14 protein-coding genes are annotated in these 22,039 nt (G+C 64.2%); 3 read left to right on the top strand and 11 right to left on the bottom strand.

All coding sequences use genetic code 11. The features are described 5' to 3' along the window. The first annotated feature begins 299 nt into the window (after positions 1-299). Complete coding sequence (locus tag VOM14_RS11990) at positions 300-4,841, top strand: DEAD/DEAH box helicase (RefSeq protein WP_327628906.1); 4,542 nt, start codon at positions 300-302, stop codon at positions 4,839-4,841. 233 nt (positions 4,842-5,074) lie between these two features. Further along, positions 5,075-7,078, top strand: a complete 2,004-nt coding sequence (gene pdeR / locus VOM14_RS11985; protein ID WP_327628905.1) for a cyclic di-GMP phosphodiesterase — start codon at positions 5,075-5,077, stop codon at positions 7,076-7,078. A 45-nt stretch (positions 7,079-7,123) separates the two neighbouring features. On the opposite strand, the gene VOM14_RS11980 is transcribed toward pdeR, so the two are convergent. Both VOM14_RS11980 and VOM14_RS11975 read right to left on the bottom strand, forming a co-directional pair. Then, complete coding sequence (locus VOM14_RS11980; protein WP_327628904.1) at positions 7,124-8,011, bottom strand: crotonase/enoyl-CoA hydratase family protein; 888 nt, start codon at positions 8,009-8,011, stop codon at positions 7,124-7,126. Positions 8,012-8,437: 426 nt separating this feature from the next. After that, positions 8,438-9,901, bottom strand: coding sequence for a M20 family metallopeptidase (locus tag VOM14_RS11975; RefSeq protein WP_327628903.1), 1,464 nt, complete (start codon positions 9,899-9,901; stop codon positions 8,438-8,440). A 292-nt stretch (positions 9,902-10,193) separates the two neighbouring features. Between VOM14_RS11975 and VOM14_RS11970 the strand changes: the two genes are divergently transcribed. Continuing rightward, a complete protein-coding gene (locus VOM14_RS11970; protein WP_327628902.1) occupies positions 10,194-10,505 on the top strand; it encodes a superinfection immunity protein in 312 nt (103 codons plus the stop codon). A gap of 31 nt (positions 10,506-10,536) precedes the next feature. Here the strand turns inward: VOM14_RS11970 and VOM14_RS11965 are convergent, their stop codons facing one another. The 9 genes from VOM14_RS11965 to VOM14_RS11925 form a co-directional block, all read right to left on the bottom strand. Beyond that, positions 10,537-10,806, bottom strand: a complete 270-nt coding sequence (locus VOM14_RS11965; RefSeq protein ID WP_327628901.1) for a YodC family protein — start codon at positions 10,804-10,806, stop codon at positions 10,537-10,539. An 826-nt stretch (positions 10,807-11,632) separates the two neighbouring features. Beyond that, a complete protein-coding gene (locus VOM14_RS11960; protein WP_327628900.1) occupies positions 11,633-12,937 on the bottom strand; it encodes an MFS transporter in 1,305 nt (434 codons plus the stop codon). Positions 12,938-13,031: 94 nt separating this feature from the next. Further along, the gene (locus VOM14_RS11955) at positions 13,032-13,895 is read right to left on the bottom strand and encodes a class II aldolase/adducin family protein (RefSeq protein WP_327628899.1); all 864 of its coding nucleotides are present in this window, start codon (positions 13,893-13,895) and stop codon (positions 13,032-13,034) included. Positions 13,896-14,013: 118 nt separating this feature from the next. Further along, positions 14,014-14,928: a LysR family transcriptional regulator gene (locus VOM14_RS11950; RefSeq protein WP_327628898.1), complete on the bottom strand. Its 915-nt coding sequence runs from the start codon at positions 14,926-14,928 to the stop codon at positions 14,014-14,016. A gap of 45 nt (positions 14,929-14,973) precedes the next feature. Then, positions 14,974-15,504, bottom strand: coding sequence for a molybdopterin-guanine dinucleotide biosynthesis protein B (gene mobB, locus VOM14_RS11945; protein WP_327628897.1), 531 nt, complete (start codon positions 15,502-15,504; stop codon positions 14,974-14,976). After that, a complete protein-coding gene (gene fdhF / locus VOM14_RS11940; RefSeq protein WP_327628896.1) occupies positions 15,501-18,266 on the bottom strand; it encodes a formate dehydrogenase subunit alpha in 2,766 nt (921 codons plus the stop codon). The genes mobB and fdhF overlap by 4 nt, the downstream gene beginning before the upstream one ends. Continuing rightward, a complete protein-coding gene (locus tag VOM14_RS11935; protein ID WP_327629085.1) occupies positions 18,263-19,972 on the bottom strand; it encodes an NAD(P)H-dependent oxidoreductase subunit E in 1,710 nt (569 codons plus the stop codon). Before VOM14_RS11935 ends, fdhF begins: the two co-directional genes overlap by 4 nt. A 436-nt stretch (positions 19,973-20,408) precedes the next feature. Continuing rightward, the gene (tssG, locus tag VOM14_RS11930) at positions 20,409-21,497 is read right to left on the bottom strand and encodes a type VI secretion system baseplate subunit TssG (protein ID WP_327628895.1); all 1,089 of its coding nucleotides are present in this window, start codon (positions 21,495-21,497) and stop codon (positions 20,409-20,411) included. 255 nt (positions 21,498-21,752) lie between these two features. Beyond that, positions 21,753-22,010 carry a PAAR domain-containing protein gene (locus VOM14_RS11925; protein ID WP_327628894.1) on the bottom strand — a complete coding sequence of 86 codons (258 nt, stop codon included), beginning with the start codon at positions 22,008-22,010 and terminating at the stop codon, positions 21,753-21,755. Positions 22,011-22,039: the final 29 nt, after the last annotated feature.

Below are 22,039 nucleotides of genomic sequence, written 5' to 3'. Positions count from 1 at the left end.
AGGAACAACTGAGGAACAGCTGAGCCGCCAAGATTACTGCAATCGTCGAGTTCGGGCAGGCGGCCCGGCACTGCCTTACGAAGCTGAAATGAAGACCGCGCTTGCCGTTTGGCACAAGCCGCCGAAACCTGCGAGACTGGCTTTCCGATCAGCGCGACTTCGCCGTTCGTTCGCAACCGGCCACGCGGGCGAATCGGGTAAATCGGACGAATCGCGCACGAATCGCGCACGAATCGCGGACGAATCGGACGAATCGGGCACCTCTGGATATGACGCGCGACGTCCCCATCTACCCACGCATGAACTCAGCCACCCCGACCGCCACTCTCGCCGACACGGCTCCGCCAGCGCCGGACGGCGCGCTGGCGGATTTTCATCCCGCGGTCGCTGACTGGTTCCTCAGGACGTTCGCCGCGCCGACCGACGCGCAGGCCGCCGCGTGGCCGCAGATTCGCGATGGCCGCTCCACGCTCGTCGCCGCGCCGACCGGCTCCGGCAAGACGCTCACGGCGTTTCTGTCCGCGCTCGACGACCTGGTCCACGAAGGTCTCGCGAACCACGGCGCATTGCCCGACGAAACGCTGGTGGTCTACGTGTCGCCGCTCAAGGCGCTGTCGAACGACATCCGCCTGAACCTGCAAATGCCGCTGCAAGGCATTGCGGCCGAACTGGAGGCGCGCGGGCTGCCGCCGCTCGACATTCGCACCGCCGTGCGCACCGGCGACACCACGCAGCAGGAACGCAACGCGCTGAAAAAGCGCGCGCCGCATATTCTCGTGACGACGCCCGAATCGCTCTACGTGCTGCTCGGCTCGGATTCCGGCAGGCGCATGCTGGCCACCGTGCGCAGGGTGATCGTCGACGAAATTCACGCGCTCGCCGGCAGCAAGCGCGGCAGCCATCTCGCGCTTAGTCTGGAGCGGCTCGATGCGCTCTGCCAGCGGCGCCTGCCGCGAATCGGCCTGTCCGCGACGCAAAAACCCGTGAGCGCAGTGGCGCGCTTCCTGGTGGGCGGCGCGAGCCTCGACAGCGATACGCCCGCCGACTGCGCGATCGTCGATGTGGGCCACATCCGCGAACGCGATCTCGCGCTGGAAATTCCGCCGGTGCCGCTCGAAGCCGTGATGCCGAACGAAGTCTGGGAACGCGTGTACGACCGGCTCGCGGAACTGGTCGCGCTGCATCGCACGACGCTCATCTTCGTGAACACGCGACGCATGGCCGAGCGCGCCGCGCGTCATCTGACCGAGCGCCTCGGCAAGGACGCGGTCGCGGCGCATCACGGCAGCCTCGCCCGCGAGCATCGTTTCGACGCCGAACAGCGGCTCAAGCGCGGCGCATTGCGCGTGCTGATCGCCACGGCTTCGCTGGAACTGGGCATCGATATCGGCGACGTCGATCTGGTCTGCCAGCTGGGTTCGCCGCGCGCGATCGCGCCCTTCCTGCAGCGCGTGGGGCGCTCCGGCCACCACGTCGGCGGCATGCCCAAAGGGCGGCTTTTCCCGACCTCGCGCGACGACCTGATCGAATGCGCGGCGCTGCTCGATTGCGTGCGGCGCGGCGAACTCGACGCGCTGCGCATTCCGCGCGCGCCGCTCGATGTGCTCGCGCAGCAGATCGTCGCCGAAGTGTCGAGCGCCGAATGGAGCGAAGACGCGCTGTTCGACCTGATGCGGCGCGCCGCGCCCTATGCGGACCTCGCGCGCGAGCAATACGACGCGGTGCTGTGCATGCTCGCCGAGGGTTACACGAGCCGCAACGGGCCGCGCGCCGCGTACATTCATCGCGATGTGGTGAGCGGCACGTTGCGCGGACGGCGCGGCGGCAAGCTGGTCGCGGTCACGTCGGGCGGCACGATCCCCGAGAACGCCGACTACGCGGTGGTGCTCGAACCGCAGGCGCTCAACATCGGCACCGTCAACGAAGACTTCGCGGTCGAAAGTCTGGCCGGCGACGTGTTCCAGCTCGGCAACGCGTCGTACCGGATTTTGCGGATCGAAAGCGGGCGCGTGCGGGTCGAGGATGCGCAAGGCCAGCCGCCCAATATTCCGTTCTGGCTCGGCGAGGCGCCGGGGCGCAGCGACGAGCTGTCGTTCGGCGTGGCGCGCCTGCGCGAGCAGATCGCGCGTCTGCTTGCTGCGGACGAGCCCGCTGCGCTGGTCAACGCGAACGCGCCCCGCGCGTCCACAACTGAAGGCGCGGCTGGCAATGCAGCCGAGAATGCAACCGAAAACGCAACCGCAAGCGCGCCATCCAACCCCATGCCCGCGCGGCTCGAACGCGCGATCGACTGGCTCATCGCGGAACCCGGTCTTGACGAAGCCTGCGCGCGGCAGATCGTCGACTATCTCGCGCGGGCGCGCTCCGCGCTCGGCGTTCTGCCGACGCAAGACACGCTCGTCATGGAGCGTTTCTTCGACGAATCCGGCGGCACGCAACTCGTGATTCACGCGCCGTTCGGCAGCCGCGTGAACCGCGCGTGGGGCCTCGCGCTGCGCAAGCGTTTTTGCCGCACCTTCAATTTCGAACTGCAAGCCGCCGCGACCGAGGACGCGATCGTGCTGTCGCTGACCGGCAGCCACTCGTTCGTGCTGGACGAAGTGTGGCGCTATCTGCATTCGAACAGCGCCGAGCATCTGCTGATCCAGGCACTGCTCGACGCGCCGCTTTTCGGCGTGCGCTGGCGCTGGAACGCGACCACCGCGCTCGGCCTGCCGCGCTATACCGGCGGGCGCAAAACGGCGCCGCAATTGCAGCGCATGCGCAGCGAGGATCTGCTGACGAGCGTGTTCCCGGAACAGGCGGCGTGTCTGGAGAATGTGGTCGGCGAGCGGGAATTGCCGCGTCATCCGCTGGTCGATCAAACCGTCGACGACTGCCTGCACGACGCGATGGACAGCGAGCGCTGGATCGCGCTGCTGCGCCGTATCGAAAGCGGCGACGTGCGGCTCGTCGCGCGCGATCTGCCAGCGCCCTCGCCGCTCGCCGCCGAAATCCTGAACGCCAAGCCCTACGCCTATCTCGACGACGCGCCGATCGAGGAGCGCCGCACGCAAGCCGTGCTGAATCGCCGCTGGACCGATCCGGCAAGCGCGGACGACCTCGGCGCGCTCGATGCCGACGCGATCGCCAGCGTGCGCGAGCAAGCGTGGCCGCAGGCGCGCGGCGTCGACGAAATGCACGAGGCGCTGACGGGGCTCGCGTGCATTACCGAGGCCGAAGCGCAGAGCAACGAAAGCTGGCCCGAATGGCTTGCGTCGCTCGCACAATCCGGTCGCGCAACGCGTTTGCAGATCGCCGGTCATGCAGCGTTGTGGCTGCCCGCCGAACGCCTGACCTGTTTCGACGCGCTCTATCCCGCTCGCAACGGCGCGAGCTTCACGCCGGCGCTCGCCGCGCCGAAAGGCTACGCCGACGCATGGACCTTTGACGACGCGCTCATCGACGTATTGCGCGCGCGCCTGACGGGTTTCGGCCCGCTGCCCGCCGGCGCGATTGCGCACGCGCTCGGACTGCCGCCGGCATCGGTCGAACAGGCGCTTGGCCGCCTCGAAGCGGAAGGCTACGTGATGCGCGGCCGCTTCACGCCGCAAACCAGCGACGAAGAATGGTGCGAACGACACCTGCTCGCGCGGATACACCGCTACACCGTCAAGCGCCTGCGCCGCGAAATCGAGCCGGTGGAACGGCACGATTTCATGCGCTTTCTGTTCGAATGGCAGCACTTGACGCCGGACACGCGCAGCGAGGGACGCGACGCGCTCGCCGCCGTGCTCGATCAGATGGAAGGTTTCGAGGCCGCGGCCAGCGCCTGGGAAGAAGACATTCTTCCCGCCCGCGTGAAGGCCTACACGAATAGTTCGCTCGACGAACTATGCCGCGCCGGCAAGATCGTCTGGACGCGGCTCACGGAGCGTTCGCGCAGCGCCGCCGGGCCGGTGCGCAGCACGCCGATCGTGCTGTTGCCGCGCGCGCAGGTCCGCGTGTGGAGCGCGCTGATCGATTCGTCGAGGCAAACGGAATTGTCGGCGCGCGCGCAGTCGGTTCATGACGCGCTGCTGGAACACGGCGCGATGTTCTTCGACGAATTGCTGCACGAACTTCGCGTGTTGCGTATCGAACTGGAGAATGCGCTCGGCGAACTGGTGGCGGCGGGCCTCGTCAATTCGGACAGCTTCGCGGGCTTGCGCGCGCTGCTGAAACCGGCGGCGAAACGCAATGCGCATGCGGGCAGCCGCCGCGCGCGGTCCACCGCGTTGATCGGCGGCATGGACGACGCGGGACGCTGGGCGCTCGTCAACCGGCGCGCGTCGGCGAACGGCAGTGTGGAGACGGCCGCCAGGCAGAACACGCCGCCGTCGCAGCGTCGCCAGTTGCCGCCCGAGATTCTCGAACACGTCGCGATGACGCTGCTGCGCCGCTACGGCGTCGTGTTCTGGCGGCTGCTCGCGCGGGAAGCCGACTGGCTGCCGCCCTGGCGCGATCTGCTGCGCGTCTATCAGCGGCTCGAAGCGCGCGGCGTGATTCGCGGCGGACGTTTCGTGAACGGACTGGCCGGCGAGCAGTTCGCGTTGCCCGAAGCGATTCCGTTGCTGCGCGAAGTTCGGCGTCATGCGAACGATGGTGCTTTTGTCTGCGTGGGCGCAACCGATCCGCTCAATCTCGCTGGCACGTTGCTCGTGGGCGAACGCGTGCCAGCTGTGGCGGGCAACCGCATTCTGTATCGCGACGGCATGGTGGCCGCGACGCTCGTGGCGGGCGCGTTCTGGTTCGAGGCGTCGGTCGAAGCGAATCCCGTCGAACGCGAACGCGCGCGCAGCTGGCTCACGCGCCGGTTCTAGCGCGGCGTATGCGTAAAGAGTGACCCATCGGGCCACTTTATCGCGCCCTCTTTTGCGGGTTCATGCATGAAGGCTCGAAGCACGCGCGGCGTTTGCGGTCATCCGTTCTTTCTCCTGATCTTTATGGCCCGAATTCGAGCCGCTTCGCTACAATGGGCCAGTCTTTAAGTATGATGAAGACTGTCTGCCGTCATCCGCCACCAGGCCGAAACGGCATACCGCCCGGGGATTCTATGATCGACGACCAACACGAGCAGGTGCTTTATGCGCAGTTCGGCACGAGCAGCCCTTGCTGGCGTCTGTCGAGCGACAGCAATGCGCTCGAACTGACGGCAGTCACCGGCGACGCGCCGGCCAATGCCGCCATTGCGCTTAACCCGCAACAGGCCGCGCAAATCCGCGGCCTCACGGGCATCACCTCACATCTCGTTCTCGACGTGCTGCTGTTCGGCGAGGCGCTGCGGCTGCATCTTGTCGGCAGGAAAATCAATAGCTGCAGTTGGGCCGGCACCGCGTCCGCGTACGACGACACGCAATCCGTTGCGCGCGATCTGATGAACGGCTTGTCGTTTGCCGAACAGGTCGTCTCCGAAGTGAATTCGGTCGTGGTCATTGTCGACCGGCATGGCCGGATTCAGCGCTTCAATCGTCTCGCCGAAGAACTCACCGGCGTGAAGGAAGAGAACATCATCGGGCGCAACGTGTGGGCGCTTTTCATGTCCTCGGAAGACGGCGCGGCGTCGAGTCAGAACATTGCGGGCTTCTTCAATCGCGGCGTGTCGTATGAAGTCGAGCGGCGCGTCAAGACGCTGCTCGGCGAACGGCTCTTCCTGTTTCGCAACAAGTTCGTGCAGAGCGGCAGCGGCGTCGACGAACAGTATCTGATCTGCTCGGGCACCGACATCACCGAAGAGCGGCTCGCGCAGGATCGCCTCACGCAACTCGCGAACACCGACTCGCTCACCGGTCTCGCCAATCGCAACGCGATTCAGGACAAGATCCGCAGCGCGCTCGAAGAAGCCGCGCCCGGCGAATCGGTGGGCATTCTCTTTCTCGATCTCGACAACTTCAAGAAGGTCAACGATCACTACGGCCACGTGTTCGGCGACCGCCTGATCAGCGACGTCTCGGCGGCGATCGCCCTGTGTCTGAACGAAGGCGACACGCTCGCGCGGCTCGGCGGCGACGAGTTCATCGTGCTCGCGGCCCACGGCGCCGCGCACGAACTGGAAGCCACCGCGCAACGCATTCTGGAGCGCATGCGCACGCCGTTCAGCCTCGGGCTCGTCGAGGTCTATACGGGTTGCTCGATCGGTATCGCGCGCTGCCCGGAACACGGCGACAACATGGAGTCGCTGATCCGCGCCGCCGATACCGCGATGTACGTCGCGAAAGACGAAGGCAAGCGCACGCATCGCGTGTTCTCGGAGGACATGAACCGCAAGGTCGCCGAGTACATGTGGCTCGACACGAATCTGCGGCGCGGGCTCGAAGAAGGCCAACTGACGCTGCACTATCAGCCCAAGCTGCTGCTCTCGAACGGCGCGGTGCAAGGCGTGGAAGCGCTGGTGCGCTGGAACTCGCCGGAGCGCGGGCAGATCATGCCGGCGGAGTTCATCCGTTATGCCGAAGAGTCCGGCCTGATCGGCGTGCTCGGCCGCTGGGTCATGGAAACGGCCGCGAAACAGGCCGCCCAATGGAAAGCGGACGGCTATAACCTGCGCATCGCCATCAATGTCTCGGCGCGGCAACTGGTCGACACCGCCGTGGTCCGGCATTTCACCGAAGCGCTGCAGCAGGCCAATCTCGATCCCTGCCTGATCGACGTCGAGCTCACCGAAAGCTGCCTGATCGAAGACGAAGCCGCAGCGATCGATCTGATCAAGCAGTTCCGCCAGCTCGGCGCGCAGGTGCATCTCGACGATTTCGGCACCGGCTATTCGTCGCTGTCGCAATTGGGCCGCATTCCACTCGACGTCATCAAGCTCGACCGCAGCTTCGTGCGCTCCATCAACGCCGACAAAAAAGCGCAGGCGCTCGTGCGCTCGATGGTCGCGGTCGCGCAGGAACTCGATTTCAAGGTGGTCGCCGAAGGCATCGAAACCGAGTCGGAAGAAACCTTCATGAAGGGGCTGGGTGTCGAATACGTGCAGGGCTATCTGTACGCGCACCCCATGCCCGCCGCGGAATTCGAGCGCTGGCTGAAGGACAGGCAGAAGCTCAGGCTGATCGCCTGAGCTTCGCTCGCGCAACCCGCGCGCCCGCGCCGCATCAGCATCGAGTCAGCCGAAATGGGCCGCACTCGCGGTCGCCTGCCGCAGATTCGACGTGCGGCGGTTTTGCAGCATCACGAGCCGCTCCATGAACGCGAGATCTTTCTCTTCGAGCATGAAGGCGGCGTCCACCCAATCCTCGGTGATTTCCATCAGCTCGGCGCGCGGCAGTTGCAACACGCGCTGGCGCGCGCGCAGCATCGCGCGAATGCCGTTCATTTTCGGCCTGAGCGTGTCCATGAAAGTGCGCGTCGCCACATAGGCGTCGCCGGGTTCGAACAGCCGATCGACGAGCCCTTTGTCTCTATGCCATTCCGCCGTGTGCGATTCGCCGACGCCGATCAGCTCCTCGGCGAGACGCATGCCGCCCTTGCGCGCCACGAGCGAATAGCCGCCCATGCCGGGAAACAGGTTGAACGCGATCTCCGGAAAGCCCATGCGCGCGTCCGATTGCGCGAGCACGAAGTGATGCGCCAGCGCGGCTTCGAAGCCGCCGCCGAGCGCCGTGCCCTCGACCATCGCAATCGAAATCGCGCCGGTGTCGAAGCCGCGCGCCGCCGCGTGAACGCAATCGACACAGGCGCGCGCGTACGCCATCAGCTCATGGCGCTTGCCGGAGCGGATCGCCTCGGCGAAAAAATCGAGATCGCCGCCGACGTTGTAGATGTTCGGAATCAGCGAACCCGTCACCCAGAAGTCGATCGGCAAACCGGAATCGCGCGCGGCCTGGGCGAGCCCGAGAATGTCGTGCACCAGGTCCAGATTGAAACAGGGACGCGGTTGCGCGCGCAACATCATCCACATGACATTGCGGCCTTCTTCATAGTAAGCGCAGAGTTGGGACAGATTGCCCGCTTCGAGGAACGGGCGGCAGGCCTGATGATTATGCAGATTCATTTTGATCGGTCCTTTTTTAGGTTAAACACTGATATTGCAATGCGAGCCTAAAACAGACCGGATTGGTATGGGAGCGGGCTAACGAACAGATCGGAACAAGGACATGCGGACGCCCTAATGGACGGGCATCGCGACGGTGAGCGGCCGCAAACGCGCGCGCCCGCTGGCAAACCAATTGCGGGCGGGCAAAGCGCTGAGCGCGTGACTAATTCGAAAGAAAAAGAAATAAGGTCCAATTCGACAAGGCAGTGGGAATTACCACCTGGCGAATAGATCTTTTATTCGTGGGCCAACAGACGGAATATGCGATTTACATCAATTCCGCCGAAGCGTGGCGTCGGTGCGGTGGATTGAGCGGGCCCGTTCCGGCGATTCGAATCGGGCGCACGCTCAAGGCAACATTCAACGCGGCATGCCGAGCCGCATTCAGGGCGCGGCGGCAATCACCTGCGCCACCGCGGACGTGAGCTTCTTGCCATACGGCACGTGCAGGAATTCATTCGGTCCGTGGGCGTTCGACTTCGGCCCCAACACGCCGCACACCATGAACTGCGACTTCGGAAAACCCGCCTTCAGCACGTTCATCAGCGGGATCGTGCCGCCCTGCCCCATATACGCGACGTCGGCGCCGTAGTGTTCGCGCGACGCGTCGTTCAACGCGGTGGCGAGCCACGGCGCGAGATCGGGCGCGCTCCAGCCGCTCGCCGCGCCCGCGTCGGGCTTGAACGTCACCTTCGCGTTGTACGGCGGATCGAGTTCGAGCAGCGCCTTCAGTTCCGCGACCGCCTTGTCCGCTTCGATGAGCGGCGGCAGCCGCAGCGACAGCTTGAACGCGGTGCGCGGGCGCAGCACGTTGCCGGCGTCGGCGAGCGCGGGCAAGCCCGCGGCGCCCGTCACGGAAAGCGACGGACGCCACGTCGAATTGAGCAAGGCCTCTTTCGGGTCGGTCGTGGTGGGCAGTACCTGACGGCCGTCCTGACCGCACGCCCACGGCAGTTTCTTCCAGACGTCGTCGCCGAGAATGTGCGCGGTGGCTTCTGCTTCGCGCAAACGCTCGGCCGGGATCGGACTGTGGAAGCCCTTCGGCAGCAGCGTGCCGTTGGCGGCGTCTTCGAGACGGTCGAACAGTTGCCGCATGATGCGGAAGCTCGACGGCGCAATGCCGCCATATCCGCCCGAGTGAATGCCTTCGTCCAGCACCTGCACTTCCAGGTCGCCCGCGACCAGGCCGCGCAGCGACGTGGTGAGCCACAACTGATCGTAATTGCCCGCGCCCGAATCGAGGCACACGACGAGCCCCACATTGCCGAGCCGCTCGCGCAATGCGTCGACGTAAGGAAGCAGGTCGTAGCTGCCCGACTCCTCGCAGGTTTCGATCAGGCCGACACAGCGCGGGCGCTCGATGCCTTGCGCGTCCAGCGCCGCGAGCGCGGTAATGCTCGCGTAGATCGCGTAGCCGTCGTCGGCGCCGCCACGGCCATAGAGCTTGTCGTTTTCGAGTTTCGGCGTCCACGGGCCGAGGTCGTTGCGCCAGCCGTCGAATTCCGGCTGCTTGTCGAGGTGCCCGTACAGCACGATGGTTTCGTCGCTGCCGGAACGCGTGGCCGGCGTCTCGAAGAAGATGACCGGCGTGCGGCCCGGCAAGCGCACTACTTCGAGCTTCAGGCCGCGCACGGGCTGCTGCTCGACCCATTGCGCGGCGTCGGTGATCACGCGCTCAAGGTAACCGTGTTTCACCCACTCGGGGTCGAACGCGGGGCTCTTGGCCGGCACCGCGATGTAGTCCGTCAGCGCGGGCACGATCTCGTCGTTCCATTTGCGGTCGACGAACTCGCGTAGCGCGTCGGGGTTGAGGCGTTGGGCCTGCTGAGTGGTGTCGTCGGAGATCATGATGGCGGTCCTTAACCGTTGCGTACGGGTTGCGTACGGGTGTCGTTCGGATTTCGTTCAGTTTTTCGTTCGGGCTTCGTACAGCCGAGACGGACATGATAGTCCTGATGCCCGACGCGCTGAAGTCCTCGCGGTTCGATCGACGCATTGCCTCGCCGCGCGAGAGGCGCTTTCATTCGGGCTGCACGCGGCAAACAATCGCGCGACAATGGAAAGATGACTTCGCAGACCGGTTCGCGGGTCAGTTGGCAGATGCGCCGGCCCACGAGCCGGCCCGTGACGGGAGGCGGCAATGAATGACAGCACTGTCGTTCAGATCATCGCCGTGGTGCTGGCGCTGGCGTTATATTTCCTGCCGGCGATACTGGCCGATCGACGCAAACGCGTCGACGTGCTGACACTCGCGCTCTTCAACGCGTGTCTTGGCTGGACCGTGCTGGGCTGGCTGCTCGCGCTTTACTGGTCGTTGCAGCCGAACCCGCCGCAGAACCTCGCGGGCGACGTGATGGAAAAAGGGAAAGTGTTGCGAATGCGGGCGTTTTCTTCCGCGCTGCTGCAGCGCGTGCAAAAGCGCAGCACAGCGCGGGACCGCTCGCAGAAATAGGCAGGATTGAGGCGTGTGAAGACGGCCCGGCTTATGCCGCGCGGCCGAAGCGATTCCACTGAACCGAGCCCGCGGGAATGGAGCGCGGCTCGGCGCGCACGTTGGAAGGCGCGAACATTTCGCGGCGCAACTCGCCGCGGTCGTCGAACCATTCGCAGATCAGCCACTCGCCGGGATTGAGCGCCACCGGTCCCGCGTACGTCACGGTCATGCGCGGACCGCCTTCTTTCAAGGTAACGACGTCGCCGATACTGAAACGGGCGGGAGGCGGTGCGAGTGCGTCAATGGTAGCGGGCAGCATTTTCAATCCTCTACGGAACCGTTAGCGATATTTAAGTCGTTGCGCCGTCTATCGACCAAGACTGACTGAGAGAGCCTTCTAAAACGCGATCAGATTAACAATCCGAATTAGAGAGGGCAAGTGCTTTTTATTGATATCGCTTTCATTCCAAACACAAAGACATTTTGACGCAGCGCAATGCCGGGTAAGCCCGGAGGCCGCCTGCACAGGCCTCCGGGCGGCGCACCGTGCGGCCGCGCACAGATCGCAAGACTTACTGCATCGGCGTTCGCGGAGCAGTAGAAAATGCGCACCGAAATGCTTCATTTTTGAAACAGATTCGAATCTATTACGGCTCGTTACTATTTGCCGCAGTGCGAAGGTTACCTGTGAACGGCGCAATCATCGGTAAATGGCATGGCCGTTAAAATGAAATCCGTGTGAAACGCATAATAATCTTTCCGCCGGCACAGTTGAGAAAACGATTAACTAGCCGTTCCTTTTCAAACTTTTCTCGGAGCGCGGCGGGTCAACGCGGAGGAGGCGCGGGAGCGGCACGACGCGCCGACGAACAGCGAAAGCGCACTGTTGCAATAAAAGAGGGAGTGAGCGGGCACGGGGAGAGCGCCACCAGGCGAAGTGCCACGCGGGGGCACAGCCGGCTTCGCGGCCGTGCGTCATGGGAGAGATCAGAAGCAGCGCAGGCAAGCGCGAGACCACGCCGCCGATGTCAAGGCCTGCGCGTAGCGGGCTGCTCCCCGGGAAACGGACTTCCGCGTGCCGGGAAACGCCGCAGCCGCAATGCCGGCCACCCGCCGGAACGAAAGCGGGTGGCGGAACCTGATTTCTAGCGGTTGACCACGTTTTTGGGCATGGTCAGCACGATGGCCGCCGCCACCAGCAACGACGCCGCCACGCAATACAGGCCCACGTCGGTGCTGTGCGTCATGTCCTTGATCCAGCCGACCAGATAAGGGCTGACAAAGCCCGCCAGGTTGCCGACCGAATTGATGAGCGCGATGCCCGCGGCCGCTGCCACGCCGCCGAGGAACGCCGGCGGGATCGCCCAGAACTGGCACAGCGCGCCGAGAATGCCGATCGTCGCGACCGTCAGGGACACGACAGCAAACGCGACGTTGTGCGCCACCAGCGTGCTCGCCGCAAGGCCCACGGCGCCGATCACGGCCGGCAAGGCCACGTGCCAGCGCCGCTCCTTGCTTCGGTCGGAACTGCGCCCGAGCAGCACCATCGCGATGGCCGCCGCGCCGTAGGGGATCATCGTCAGCAGGCCGACATTCAGAGCGTCGGTGACGCCGGAGGCCTTGATGAGCGTGGGAAGCCAGAAGCCGATCCCGTAAAGGCCCATGATGATGCCGAAGTAGCAAAGGCACAGCACCCACACGCGCTTGTTGGTGAACGCACCGCCCGCGCTATGCACCTCGATATGTTCGGCCTCGTTCGCGAGCCCCTTCTCCAGCAGCGACTTTTCTTCAGCGGTCAGCCATTTCGCCGCGCTGATCTTGTCGTCGAGGTAAAGCAGCACGGCAATACCGCCGATGATCGAAGGCAGCGCTTCGAGCAGGAACAGCCAGCGCCAGCCTGCCAGACCGCCCATGCCGGTGAAGCTGTTCAGAATCCAGCCCGACAGCGGACCGCCGATCACGCCGGCAATGGGAATCCCCGTCATGAACATCGCGGTGATCTTGGCGCGGCGCGAGGACGGAAACCAGTAGGTCAGGTAAAGGATGATGCCGGGAAAGAAGCCCGCCTCGGCCACGCCGAGAAAAAAGCGCAGCACGTAGAAGGTGGTCGGCGTCTTCACGAAAATCATCGCGCCGGAAAGCAGACCCCAGCTCAGCATGATGCGGGCGATCCATTTGCGCGCGCCGAAACGGTGGAGCGCAATGTTGCTCGGCACTTCGAAGATGAAATAGCCGATGAAGAAAATGCCCGCGCCGAGGCCGTAAGTGGTCTCGCTGAACTTGAGGTCCGTCAGCATCTGCAGCTTGGCAAACCCTACGTTGACCCGGTCCAGATAAGCGAACACGTAGCAGAGAAAGAGGAACGGGACCAGTCGCCATGCCACCTTGGCATAGGTCCGGTCCTCGACATTGGTGGGTGTGACGACATCGCCGTAAGCGCTTTTCAACATCGCTGTCTCCTTTGAATCATCGCCGGCGCGCCTCGTGGCTGCGCCGGCGCGGCTGCTTGTGCCTGTTGTGTATTCGACGGCCTATGCTGGCCGTTCAGTCGAACATGTCGGGGCTCGTCTGCACGAGCTGGTCGAAAATGGGCTGGAAATGCAGCCAGCCGATGTATTCGCTGCCAACGTGATCATGGCTATAGCGCGAGCTGTGCTCCGGCACCATGACGGGCTTGATGCCGGTGGCCTCGACCAGCAACTGCTGCTGGCAGCAGCGTTCCAGCGCGATGAACCAGAACGCGGCGGCTTCGATGCTGTGGCGGCTTACCGTCAGCAGGCCGTGATTCTGGTGAATCGCCGCCTTGACGTCCTTGAAGTAGTCGGCCACCGAGAGTCCGGCCTTTTCCTCGACGGCAACTGCGCCGGCTTCGTCCTTGATCACGACATGGTCTTCGTAGAAGGCCGCGGCGTCCTGCGTGATCGGGTCCAGCGGACGGCCGAGCGCCGCGAATGCGGTGCCGTAGACGGTATGCGCATGGCACATGGCAACGATGTCGGGGTTCGCGTCATGCACGGCGGCATGCAGCACGAAGCCGGCGCGGTTCAGCGCGTACGTGCCTTCGACGACCTTGCCGTTATGGTCGGCGAGTATCAGGTTCGAGAGCTTCACCTGGGAGAAATGCACGGCCATCGGATTGGTCCAGTACAGTTCCGGAAACTCGGGATCGCGCACGGTGAGGTGGCCGGCAAAGCCGTAGTCCAGGTTGTGCAGCGCAAAAGCGCGGCATGCGGCGACGAGCCGTTCCTTGCGGTGCTGGCGCTCCTCGGCGAAAGACGAGAAGTCGGGCAGCTCGGGAAACTTCAGCCCGGCCTGCTTGGGCCGATAGATCGAATGATTCGAAGGATGTGAAACCGTGCGGCGCAGTTCGGCCTGGCGCGGATCGATGTCGATTGTTCCTGTGCTCATGCTGTCTCCTGGGTAAGCGGTGATGAAGTGCGCTCACAATAAAGAAACAGCTATCCCCGATCTAGACGCGCCGGACAATAGGATTTATTGCGCCGGCATATAAATCGCCGGCATGCACTCATGCCTGGGGCTTTTGCCAGGGCGGCTCGCGAAACACATCGACAAAGTAATCGATGAAGGCGCGGATGCGCGGCACCAGTTGCCGCTCGGGCAGATAGACGACGTGGATCGCGGTGTCGTCCTTGGCCTGATAGTCCTGGAGAAGCGGCACCAGATCGCCTCGGCGGATTGCTGGCAACGCCAGATGTTCCGCGAGCCGCATGATGCCCACACCCGCCACGCAGAGCTGAAACAGGGTTGTGCCGTCGGTGCTGCGGAAACTGCCCTGCACCGCCACCCGCTCAGGACTGCCGTTGATCGTGAACGGCCACTGGTTCAGGTGCTCGCGCGGCGACTCCCAGGTCAGACAGGCGTGCCGGGAAAGGCCGAGCGGCGTCACGGGTTGACCATGCGCGGCGAGATAGCCCGGAGAAGCCACGACGATTCGTTGCAGATCGCACAGCTTGCGGCTGCGTAAGGAGGAATCTTGCAGCCGGCCCATGCGGACGGCGACATCGAAGTTATCCTCGATCAGGTTGACGTTGGAATCCGACAGCGAAAAATGCACGCACAACTTCGGATAGACCGACAGAAAACCGGGCAACGCGGGCACGAGCTGATCCATGCCGAACGCGTGAGGCGCGCTGATGCGCAGATTGCCGGTCGGCTCGCTCGATCGGACCTGCGCCTCCGCCTCTTCCAGGCTATCGAGAATGTCGTTGCAGGACGAAAGAAAACGTTCGCCTTCATTGGTCAGCCGCTGCGTGCGCGTCGAACGATGCAGCAGTTGCACGCCGAGCCTGCGCTCCAGGCTGTTGACGCTCTGGCTCACAAAAGGTTGGCTCACTCCCAGCATGTTCGCCGCGGCGGTGAAGCCGCCGGCCTCGACCACCGCCTTGAAGACGCGCATTTCCAGCAATCTTTCGTCTTTCATATTTTTTTGCTTGGCCTGTCTCGCTCATGGAACGGTCCGCAGAGGTTAGCGGGCGGCGCGCAGGCGCGCCAGCGTTTCATCCATGGGAAGCGCGAAGCGCAGCACGAGATCGGCTGCCTCGCTCACGTTATCGAGGTGCGCATGAGGCAGCGACAGGCGGTCGCCGGCATCGCTGATCACGGCGACAATGTCCGGGTCGCCCGGATACAGCCAGGGCTTTTCGTTGCCGCTGCGATAGACCTCGATCTTGGCGTGACGCTCAGTCTTGAAGCCTTCGACGAGCACGACATCGACCGGACTCAAGCGCGGCAACAAATCGACAAGCGCGGGCTCGTCGCCGCCGCGCTGTTCATGCATGATCGCCCAACGCAGCCGCGACGCCACCAGCACTTCCGTGGCGCCGGCCTCGCGATGCAGGTACGAGTCCTTGCCCGGCTGGTCCAGATCGAACGCATGATGCGCGTGCTTGAGCGTCGACACGCCAAGTCCGCGCCGTTTCAGTTCGGGGATGAGCCTCGCGATCAGTGTGGTTTTGCCCGCGCCGCTCCACCCCGCGAGTCCGATGACGCGCATCATGCAACGACGCTCGCAATATCGGCCCGTTCGGCCCGCACCGCACAGAACTTGAACTCGGGAATCTTGCCCACGGGATCGAGCGCCGGGTTTGTGAGCAGATTCGCGGCCGCCTCCGCGTAGCAAAACGGCATGAACACCATGTTCTCCGGCACGTCGCGATCGGCTCGCGCCTTGAGCTCCACCGCGCCGCGGCGCGTCCGAAGCCGCACCAGGTCGCCGGGATGCAGATCCATGCGGCGCATGTCTCGCGGCGACATCAGCGCGACCGCTTCCGGCTCGACGGCGTCGAGCACATTCGAGCGGCGCGTCATCGATCCGGTGTGCCAGTGTTCCAGCACGCGGCCGGTGGACAGCACCATCGGGTAATCGGCATCGGGCACCTCGTCCGGCGGCAGCACATGGGCGGGAACAATCCGGCCTTTGCCACTCGCGGTCGGAAAATTCTCCGCAAAGATGATGTCGTTGCCGGGTATGTCCGGGCCGTCCACGGGATAGGTGACCGCGCCCTCGCGTTCGAGGCGCTCCCATGTGATGTTGCGCAGCGAAGGCATGACCTGCGTCATCTCGGCGAATACGTCGGCGGGACCGTTGTAATGCCAGTCGAGACCCATGCGCTTGCCGATTTCCTGAATGATCCACAAGTCCTGACGGGCGTCGCCCGGCGGGTCGATCACCTGGCGGGCAAGCTGCACGCGCCGGTCGGTATTCGTGAACGTGCCGACCTTTTCCGCGAAGGCGGACGCGGGCAGGATCACGTCGGCGTGAAAGGCCGTCTCGGTCACGAACAGATCCTGCACGACCAGAAACTGGAGCCTCGCCAGCGCCTGCCGCGCGTGCTGGAGGTCCGGGTCCGACATTGCGGGATTTTCGCCCTCGATATACATGCCGGTAATGGTGCCCGCGTGAATCGCGTCCATGATCTCGACCACCGTGAGCCCTGGCGTGGGGTCCAGTTCCTGCTGCCAGATCGTTTCGAACGATACGCGGCTGTCCGCGCGCGCGACCGACTGATAGTCCGGAAAGAACATCGGAATCAGCCCGGCGTCGGACGCGCCCTGCACATTGTTCTGACCGCGCAACGGATGCAGCCCCGTTCCCGGCCGGCCGATCTGTCCGGTGACGAGCGCGAGCGCAATCAGGCAGCGGGCGTTGTCGGTGCCATGCACGTGCTGGCTGATGCCCATGCCCCAGAAAATGATCGACGCTCTCGACGTGGCATAAAGCCGCGCGACTTCCCGGATCGACTCGGCCGGAATGCCGCAAATCGGCTCCATCTTCTCAGGGGAGAAAGCCTGAATCCGCTCCTTCAGTTCGTCGAAGCCTTCCGTGTGTTCGGCGATGTATTGATCGTCGGTGAGCCCTTCCGTGATGATCGTGTACAGCATCGCGTTGAGCAGCGCGACGTCGCTGCCCGGCTTGAACGCGAGATGCCTGTCCGCGTACCGCGAAAGGCTCTGACGCCGTGGGTCGATCACGATCAGCGTGGCGCCCTGCCGTGCCGCATTCTTGATATACGTCGCGGCAACCGGATGATTCACGGTCGGATTCGCACCGATCACGATGATGACGTCCGCATCCAGCGCCGCGGCGAACGGCGCGGACACGGCGCCGGAGTTCAGCCCTTCCGTCAACGCCGCCACCGACGACGCATGACAGAGCCGTGTGCAATGGTCCACATTGTTCGAGCCAAAGCCGGTGCGCACGAGCTTCTGGAACAGATACGCCTCTTCGTTCGAGCCTTTTGCCGAGCCGAAGCCGGCGAGCGCCTTGAGACCCTGAGTGTCGCGAATCGTCGCGAGACCGCGAGCGGCGACATCGAGCGCCTCGTCCCAGGTGGCCTCGCGAAAATGGGTGTAGGGATTGGCCGGATCGACCTGATCGGCCCAGTCCTTGTTCGCGTTCGCCAGGCGAATCAGCGGCGTGGTCAGCCGATGCGGGTGGTGGATGTAGTCGAAGCCGAAGCGCCCTTTCACGCAGAGGCGATTATGGTTGGCCGGACCGTCCTTGCCCTCGGCATAGAGAATCGTGTTGTCCTTCACCTGGTAAGTGACCTGGCAGCCGACTCCGCAGAACGGGCACAACGAATCGACCCGGCTGTCCGGGTAATGAACGCGGGTCTGCCGGTCGTCGAGCAGCGCGGACGGCATCAGCGCGCCCGTGGGACACGCCTGCACGCACTCGCCGCACGCGACGCACGTCGACTCGCCCATCGGATCGTCGAAGTCGAATACGACCTTGGCTCGATGTCCGCGATAGGCCATGCCGATCACGTCGTTCGCCTGCACCTCGCGGCAGCCGCGCACGCAAAGGCCGCACTGGATGCACGCGTCCAGATTGACGCGCATCGCGGGATGACTCGCATCGCCTTCCCAACGTTGCGCCGCGGGAAAGCGGCTGGCGGTGACGCCCATCCGCTCGGCCCATGCCCAGAATTTCGATTGCGGATCGTGCGACGTGGCGCGCGCGGGCTGATCCGCCACCAGCAGTTCCATCACCATCTTGCGGGCCGATGTCGCACGCGCACTCGCCGACTGCACTTTCATGCCGACCGCGGGCATGCGTTTGCACGACGCCGCCAGCACCCGTTCGCCCTCGATCTCGACCATGCACGCGCGGCAGTTGCCGTCAGCCCGGTAATCCGGCTCCGGCGAATAACAGAGGTGCGGAATCTCGGTGCCGATGCGCGTCGCGACCTGCCAGATCGTCTCGCCAGGGGCGGCTTCGACGGTCTGTCCGTCGAGTTCGAACTGGATCGTGTTCATTGCCTTTGCTCCCGCACCGGAAACAGCTCGGTGAAGTATTTGAGGACTGTCGTGAGCGGGTTCGACGCCGCCTGTCCGAGTCCGCAGATCGACGCGTCGCGCATCGCCTGGCTCAGTTCGCTCAACAGGTCCTGGTCCCACGCGTCGCGGCTCATCAGCAGGGCTGCTTTCTCCGTGCCGACGCGGCACGGCGTGCATTGACCGCAGCTTTCGTCTTCGAAAAAACGCATCAGATTGAGCGCGGCCGCCTTGATGTCGTCGTGATCGGACAGCACGATCACCGCCGCCGAGCCGATGAAGCAGCCATATTTTTCGAGCGTGCCGAAATCGAGCGGTATGTCGCCCAGCGAGGCGGGCAGAATGCCGCCCGATGCGCCGCCGGGCAAATAGGCCCGGAACGTGTGGCCGTCGGCCATGCCGCCGCAAAATTCGTCGATCAGTTCGCGAACCGTGATGCCGGCGGGCGCGAGCTTGACGCCGGGGCTTTTGACGCGCCCCGACACGGAGAAACTGCGCAAGCCCTCGCGGCCATGGCGGCCCTGCGCCTTCCACCATGCAGCGCCCTGCTCGACGATGTCGCGCACCCAGAAGAGCGTTTCCACGTTGTTGATCAGCGTCGGGCGTCCGAACAGGCCGATCTGGAACGGATACGGCGGCTTGTGGCGCGGATAGCCGCGCTTGCCCTCGATACTTTCGAGCAGCGACGATTCCTCGCCGCAAATGTACGCGCCCGCGCCGCGCCGGATATGAAGCACCGGGCCGCCAGGCGGCAGCTTGTCGATTTCCCGCAGAAGAATCTCCCGCGCCGCCGGATATTCGTCGCGAATGTATATGTAGACCTCGGGCGCTTCGACAACGTGCGCGCCGATCAGCGTGCCTTCGAGGAAGCGGTGCGGATCGCGTTCGAGGTAGTAGCGGTCCTTGAATGTTCCCGGCTCGCCTTCGTCGCCGTTGACCGCCATCAGGCGCGGACCCGGCACGCCGAGCACGGAACGCCATTTGCGCGCGGCCGGAAAGCCCGCGCCGCCCAGACCGCGCAGGCTCGAAGCGTCCAGCGCGTTCAGCAGTTCTTCGCTCGACAGCGCGCCTGAGCGCACGCGCGAAAGGAGCCGATAGCCGCCTTCCGCGACGTATTGTTCGTATTCGACGTACGCCGGGAGATGCGCGTGCGTATCGTCGCGCCGCACCGTGTCGAGGACGCTTGCGGCGCTCGCGCGGTCGACGAAATGATGACCCACTTCGGCGACCGGCGCCGTGTCGCACCGACCGACGCACGGCGCGCGGACCACGCGCACTTCCGGTCCCGCCGAAGCCTGCAATTCATCGAGCAGGCGTTGCGCGCCGAACATCGCGCACGTGAGCGAATCGCATACGCGGATGGTCAGCGCGGGAATGGCCGGATCGCCTTCTTTCACCACATCGAAGTGGGCGTAAAACGTGGCGGTCTCGAAGACTTCCGCGAACGACAGTTTCATCTCGTCGGCCAGCGCGGCCAGATGCGCGGCGGAAATCTGTTTGTACCTGTCCTGAATCAGATGAAGGAATTCGATCAGCAGGTCGCGCCGCCGCGGGCGCGCCGCCAGCAGGGTTTCGATCTCGTGCGCCGCCAGAGGATCGATTGAACGGCCTTTCGGCGTGGACTTCGCCTTGCGGCGGCCGGCACCCGGATGCTCGAAGATCCGGATCGTCTGCTCATGCTGCCCCATGCTCGACGTCTCCCATTGCTGCGCAAGCACTTCGAACACGACACCGGCCTCTGCGGGCTAACCCGTAGAGCGGCAAGCGCTGATGCCGTCTTCTTCCTGGTCTTGAGGGTATGAATCTTGCGCTCGACTGGGGCCGGACATGTTGTTCGCGACAGGCGCTGCCGCTGCCGCAGACCGGTGGTGGCTCGACAATAGAGCTTCACGCACGCTACTGAATGAATAAGACACTTGCCGGCACATGTGGGCTCAAGTTGGGCGATTAGAGTTTGACACAAACGCAACACAACTTGAATCGGGTAGACCATTTGCGGCAATAGCCCTGGGCCCGATGACGCGCGGGAGATCTTCATGGGAATTCGCGTCGAGCGAGGACAATCAGGGCCTCGCGTGCCACGGGCACTCGCTTCAGGTCACGATTATCAGGAAGGCACGTTCGTCACGTTCCACTGATCCTTACCTGCCGAGCCTGCGCGGCCGCGTTCTGCCGTAACTGCTGCACGTAGCGCTCCGGCTCGAAGCGCATCCCGGTAACGGGTTCGGGTGAAGGCGACCGCCCCATCCAGCCCGACCAGCCGAGTTGCTGCGGACCACCCAGCACGGCAGGCGGAGCGCTCTGCGGCTTGATTTGCAGTTCCAGCTCCCAGTCGAACTCTTCGCTCACGAACGCACGCACCCACTCGATGAGCAGCAACAGGTCGGCCCCCTGTGGCGTAAAGCGGTAATAGTCCTCGATATCCAGCGGGCCGATGACGATGCGGAAATGGTACTGGCGGTCGGGCACCTGCTCACCGATCACGGCTCCCGAACCCATGAGCGACGATACCCGGTGCTCGCCCATGATGCAGCAGTGCTCCGGCGCGAGCGTCATCCAGTGAATGGCGTACTCGTCGATCCTGACTGGCACGCCAAAATAATGGGCGAGCGCGTTGCGCAGCCCCTCCGGATTGCGTGCCTCGCGCGAGAGATGCGGCGCCGCCGACAGCCGCGCGTGCGCGGGCAGCGGCCACGGCCGGTCCTGCCTGAACGGATAGCCGGACAGACAGGCGACATAGAGCGAAAACCGGTCATGCGCCGGCCGGTCAAGACTCGCGGCCGACTGCGCCGTTGCCCACGCGCGATACAGCAGCGTCAGCGACCGGTGATGGAAGATATCCAGAAAGTTGCTGAGCGTTGCATCCCGCCGATGCTCCTCACGCTCACGCGCGATCTCCGTCATGTGGATCGGCAGCGGCCCGTTCGGTCCAAGCATGCCGAGGCCGAAGAGGCGCATGTGCAGTTTGCCGTCCCTCACGGTGGCATCCGCGATCTCACGCGGCGCGAACACGAGGTTCGGCCGCTGGCCCAGACGGAACGGCTCCGCATCCGGCAACGCAGCGGTACCCACCGGATCGATCGCCGGATTCGCGCCGATGCGACGCAACATCGACAGGAATCCGTACCGCCAGGGTTCGGCCTGCACATGAGCGAGCAATGCGGGTGACAGTGTTTCGTTGAGGAGGACAGGGGGGTGTTCGGGTTGATTCATTGGGGCACCTCGGGGGTCACGATATCGCCGCGCATAGAGTGCCGCTGGCCGGATTCGGGTTCGTGAGCAGCGGGCGGGTTCCCATGCTCGGGATAGTCTCTGCCATGGTCAAAGCAGTCCCGTTTGTAGTTCGGCTGGCGGCATCGTAAAGACCCCTTCTCTTGAACACGGCATCGACGCGGTCAGCCGGTGTTGAAGCATCTTCGATCATGGTTATGTCCCCGCCCTTGCCAACCAGGAGTTGCGCGCGGTCTGTCATCCCACCCTCGCGACGGTACTGCTGATGAGAGCACATCCACATTCGGTGTGGTGCCCATGAAGCGCCACGCGGATGCCGCCGACCATCAGAGTCGGATGCGCTTCGATGATTCTGTTGACGCCGTGCTCCGGACACTCGACCAGATCATGGAGACGCGCTATCGGCTTGCCGTTGATCATGTGAGTATCCGAGGCCGTGACAATTTTGCCGCCGTGATCAGTGCGGTCACCCAGGACAGCAATAGATAGAGACATGGAAATTTCTTCGATGTAGTGCTGCGACG

The organism is Paraburkholderia sp. MPAMCS5, from assembly GCF_036016995.1.
Lineage (GTDB): Bacteria > Pseudomonadota > Gammaproteobacteria > Burkholderiales > Burkholderiaceae > Paraburkholderia.
This window is presented reverse-complemented; position numbering and strand designations above follow the sequence as displayed.

Excerpts from the sequence above, each read along its gene's own strand:
- VOM14_RS11950 (WP_327628898.1), bottom strand. The coding sequence starts at position 14,928 with ATGAAAGACGAAAGATTGCTGGAAATGCGCGTCTTCAAGGCGGTGGTC.
- fdhF (WP_327628896.1), bottom strand. The coding sequence starts at position 18,266 with ATGAACACGATCCAGTTCGAACTCGACGGACAGACCGTCGAAGCCGCC.
- pdeR (WP_327628905.1), top strand. The coding sequence starts at position 5,075 with ATGATCGACGACCAACACGAGCAGGTGCTTTATGCGCAGTTCGGCACG.
- VOM14_RS11990 (WP_327628906.1), top strand. The coding sequence starts at position 300 with ATGAACTCAGCCACCCCGACCGCCACTCTCGCCGACACGGCTCCGCCA.
- VOM14_RS11955 (WP_327628899.1), bottom strand. The coding sequence starts at position 13,895 with ATGAGCACAGGAACAATCGACATCGATCCGCGCCAGGCCGAACTGCGC.
- VOM14_RS11975 (WP_327628903.1), bottom strand. The coding sequence starts at position 9,901 with ATGATCTCCGACGACACCACTCAGCAGGCCCAACGCCTCAACCCCGAC.
- VOM14_RS11960 (WP_327628900.1), bottom strand. The coding sequence starts at position 12,937 with ATGTTGAAAAGCGCTTACGGCGATGTCGTCACACCCACCAATGTCGAG.
- tssG (WP_327628895.1), bottom strand. The coding sequence starts at position 21,497 with ATGAATCAACCCGAACACCCCCCTGTCCTCCTCAACGAAACACTGTCA.
- VOM14_RS11925 (WP_327628894.1), bottom strand. The coding sequence starts at position 22,010 with ATGTCTCTATCTATTGCTGTCCTGGGTGACCGCACTGATCACGGCGGC.
- VOM14_RS11970 (WP_327628902.1), top strand. The coding sequence starts at position 10,194 with ATGAATGACAGCACTGTCGTTCAGATCATCGCCGTGGTGCTGGCGCTG.
- VOM14_RS11935 (WP_327629085.1), bottom strand. The coding sequence starts at position 19,972 with ATGGGGCAGCATGAGCAGACGATCCGGATCTTCGAGCATCCGGGTGCC.
- VOM14_RS11980 (WP_327628904.1), bottom strand. The coding sequence starts at position 8,011 with ATGAATCTGCATAATCATCAGGCCTGCCGCCCGTTCCTCGAAGCGGGC.
- VOM14_RS11965 (WP_327628901.1), bottom strand. The coding sequence starts at position 10,806 with ATGCTGCCCGCTACCATTGACGCACTCGCACCGCCTCCCGCCCGTTTC.
- mobB (WP_327628897.1), bottom strand. The coding sequence starts at position 15,504 with ATGATGCGCGTCATCGGACTCGCGGGGTGGAGCGGCGCGGGCAAAACC.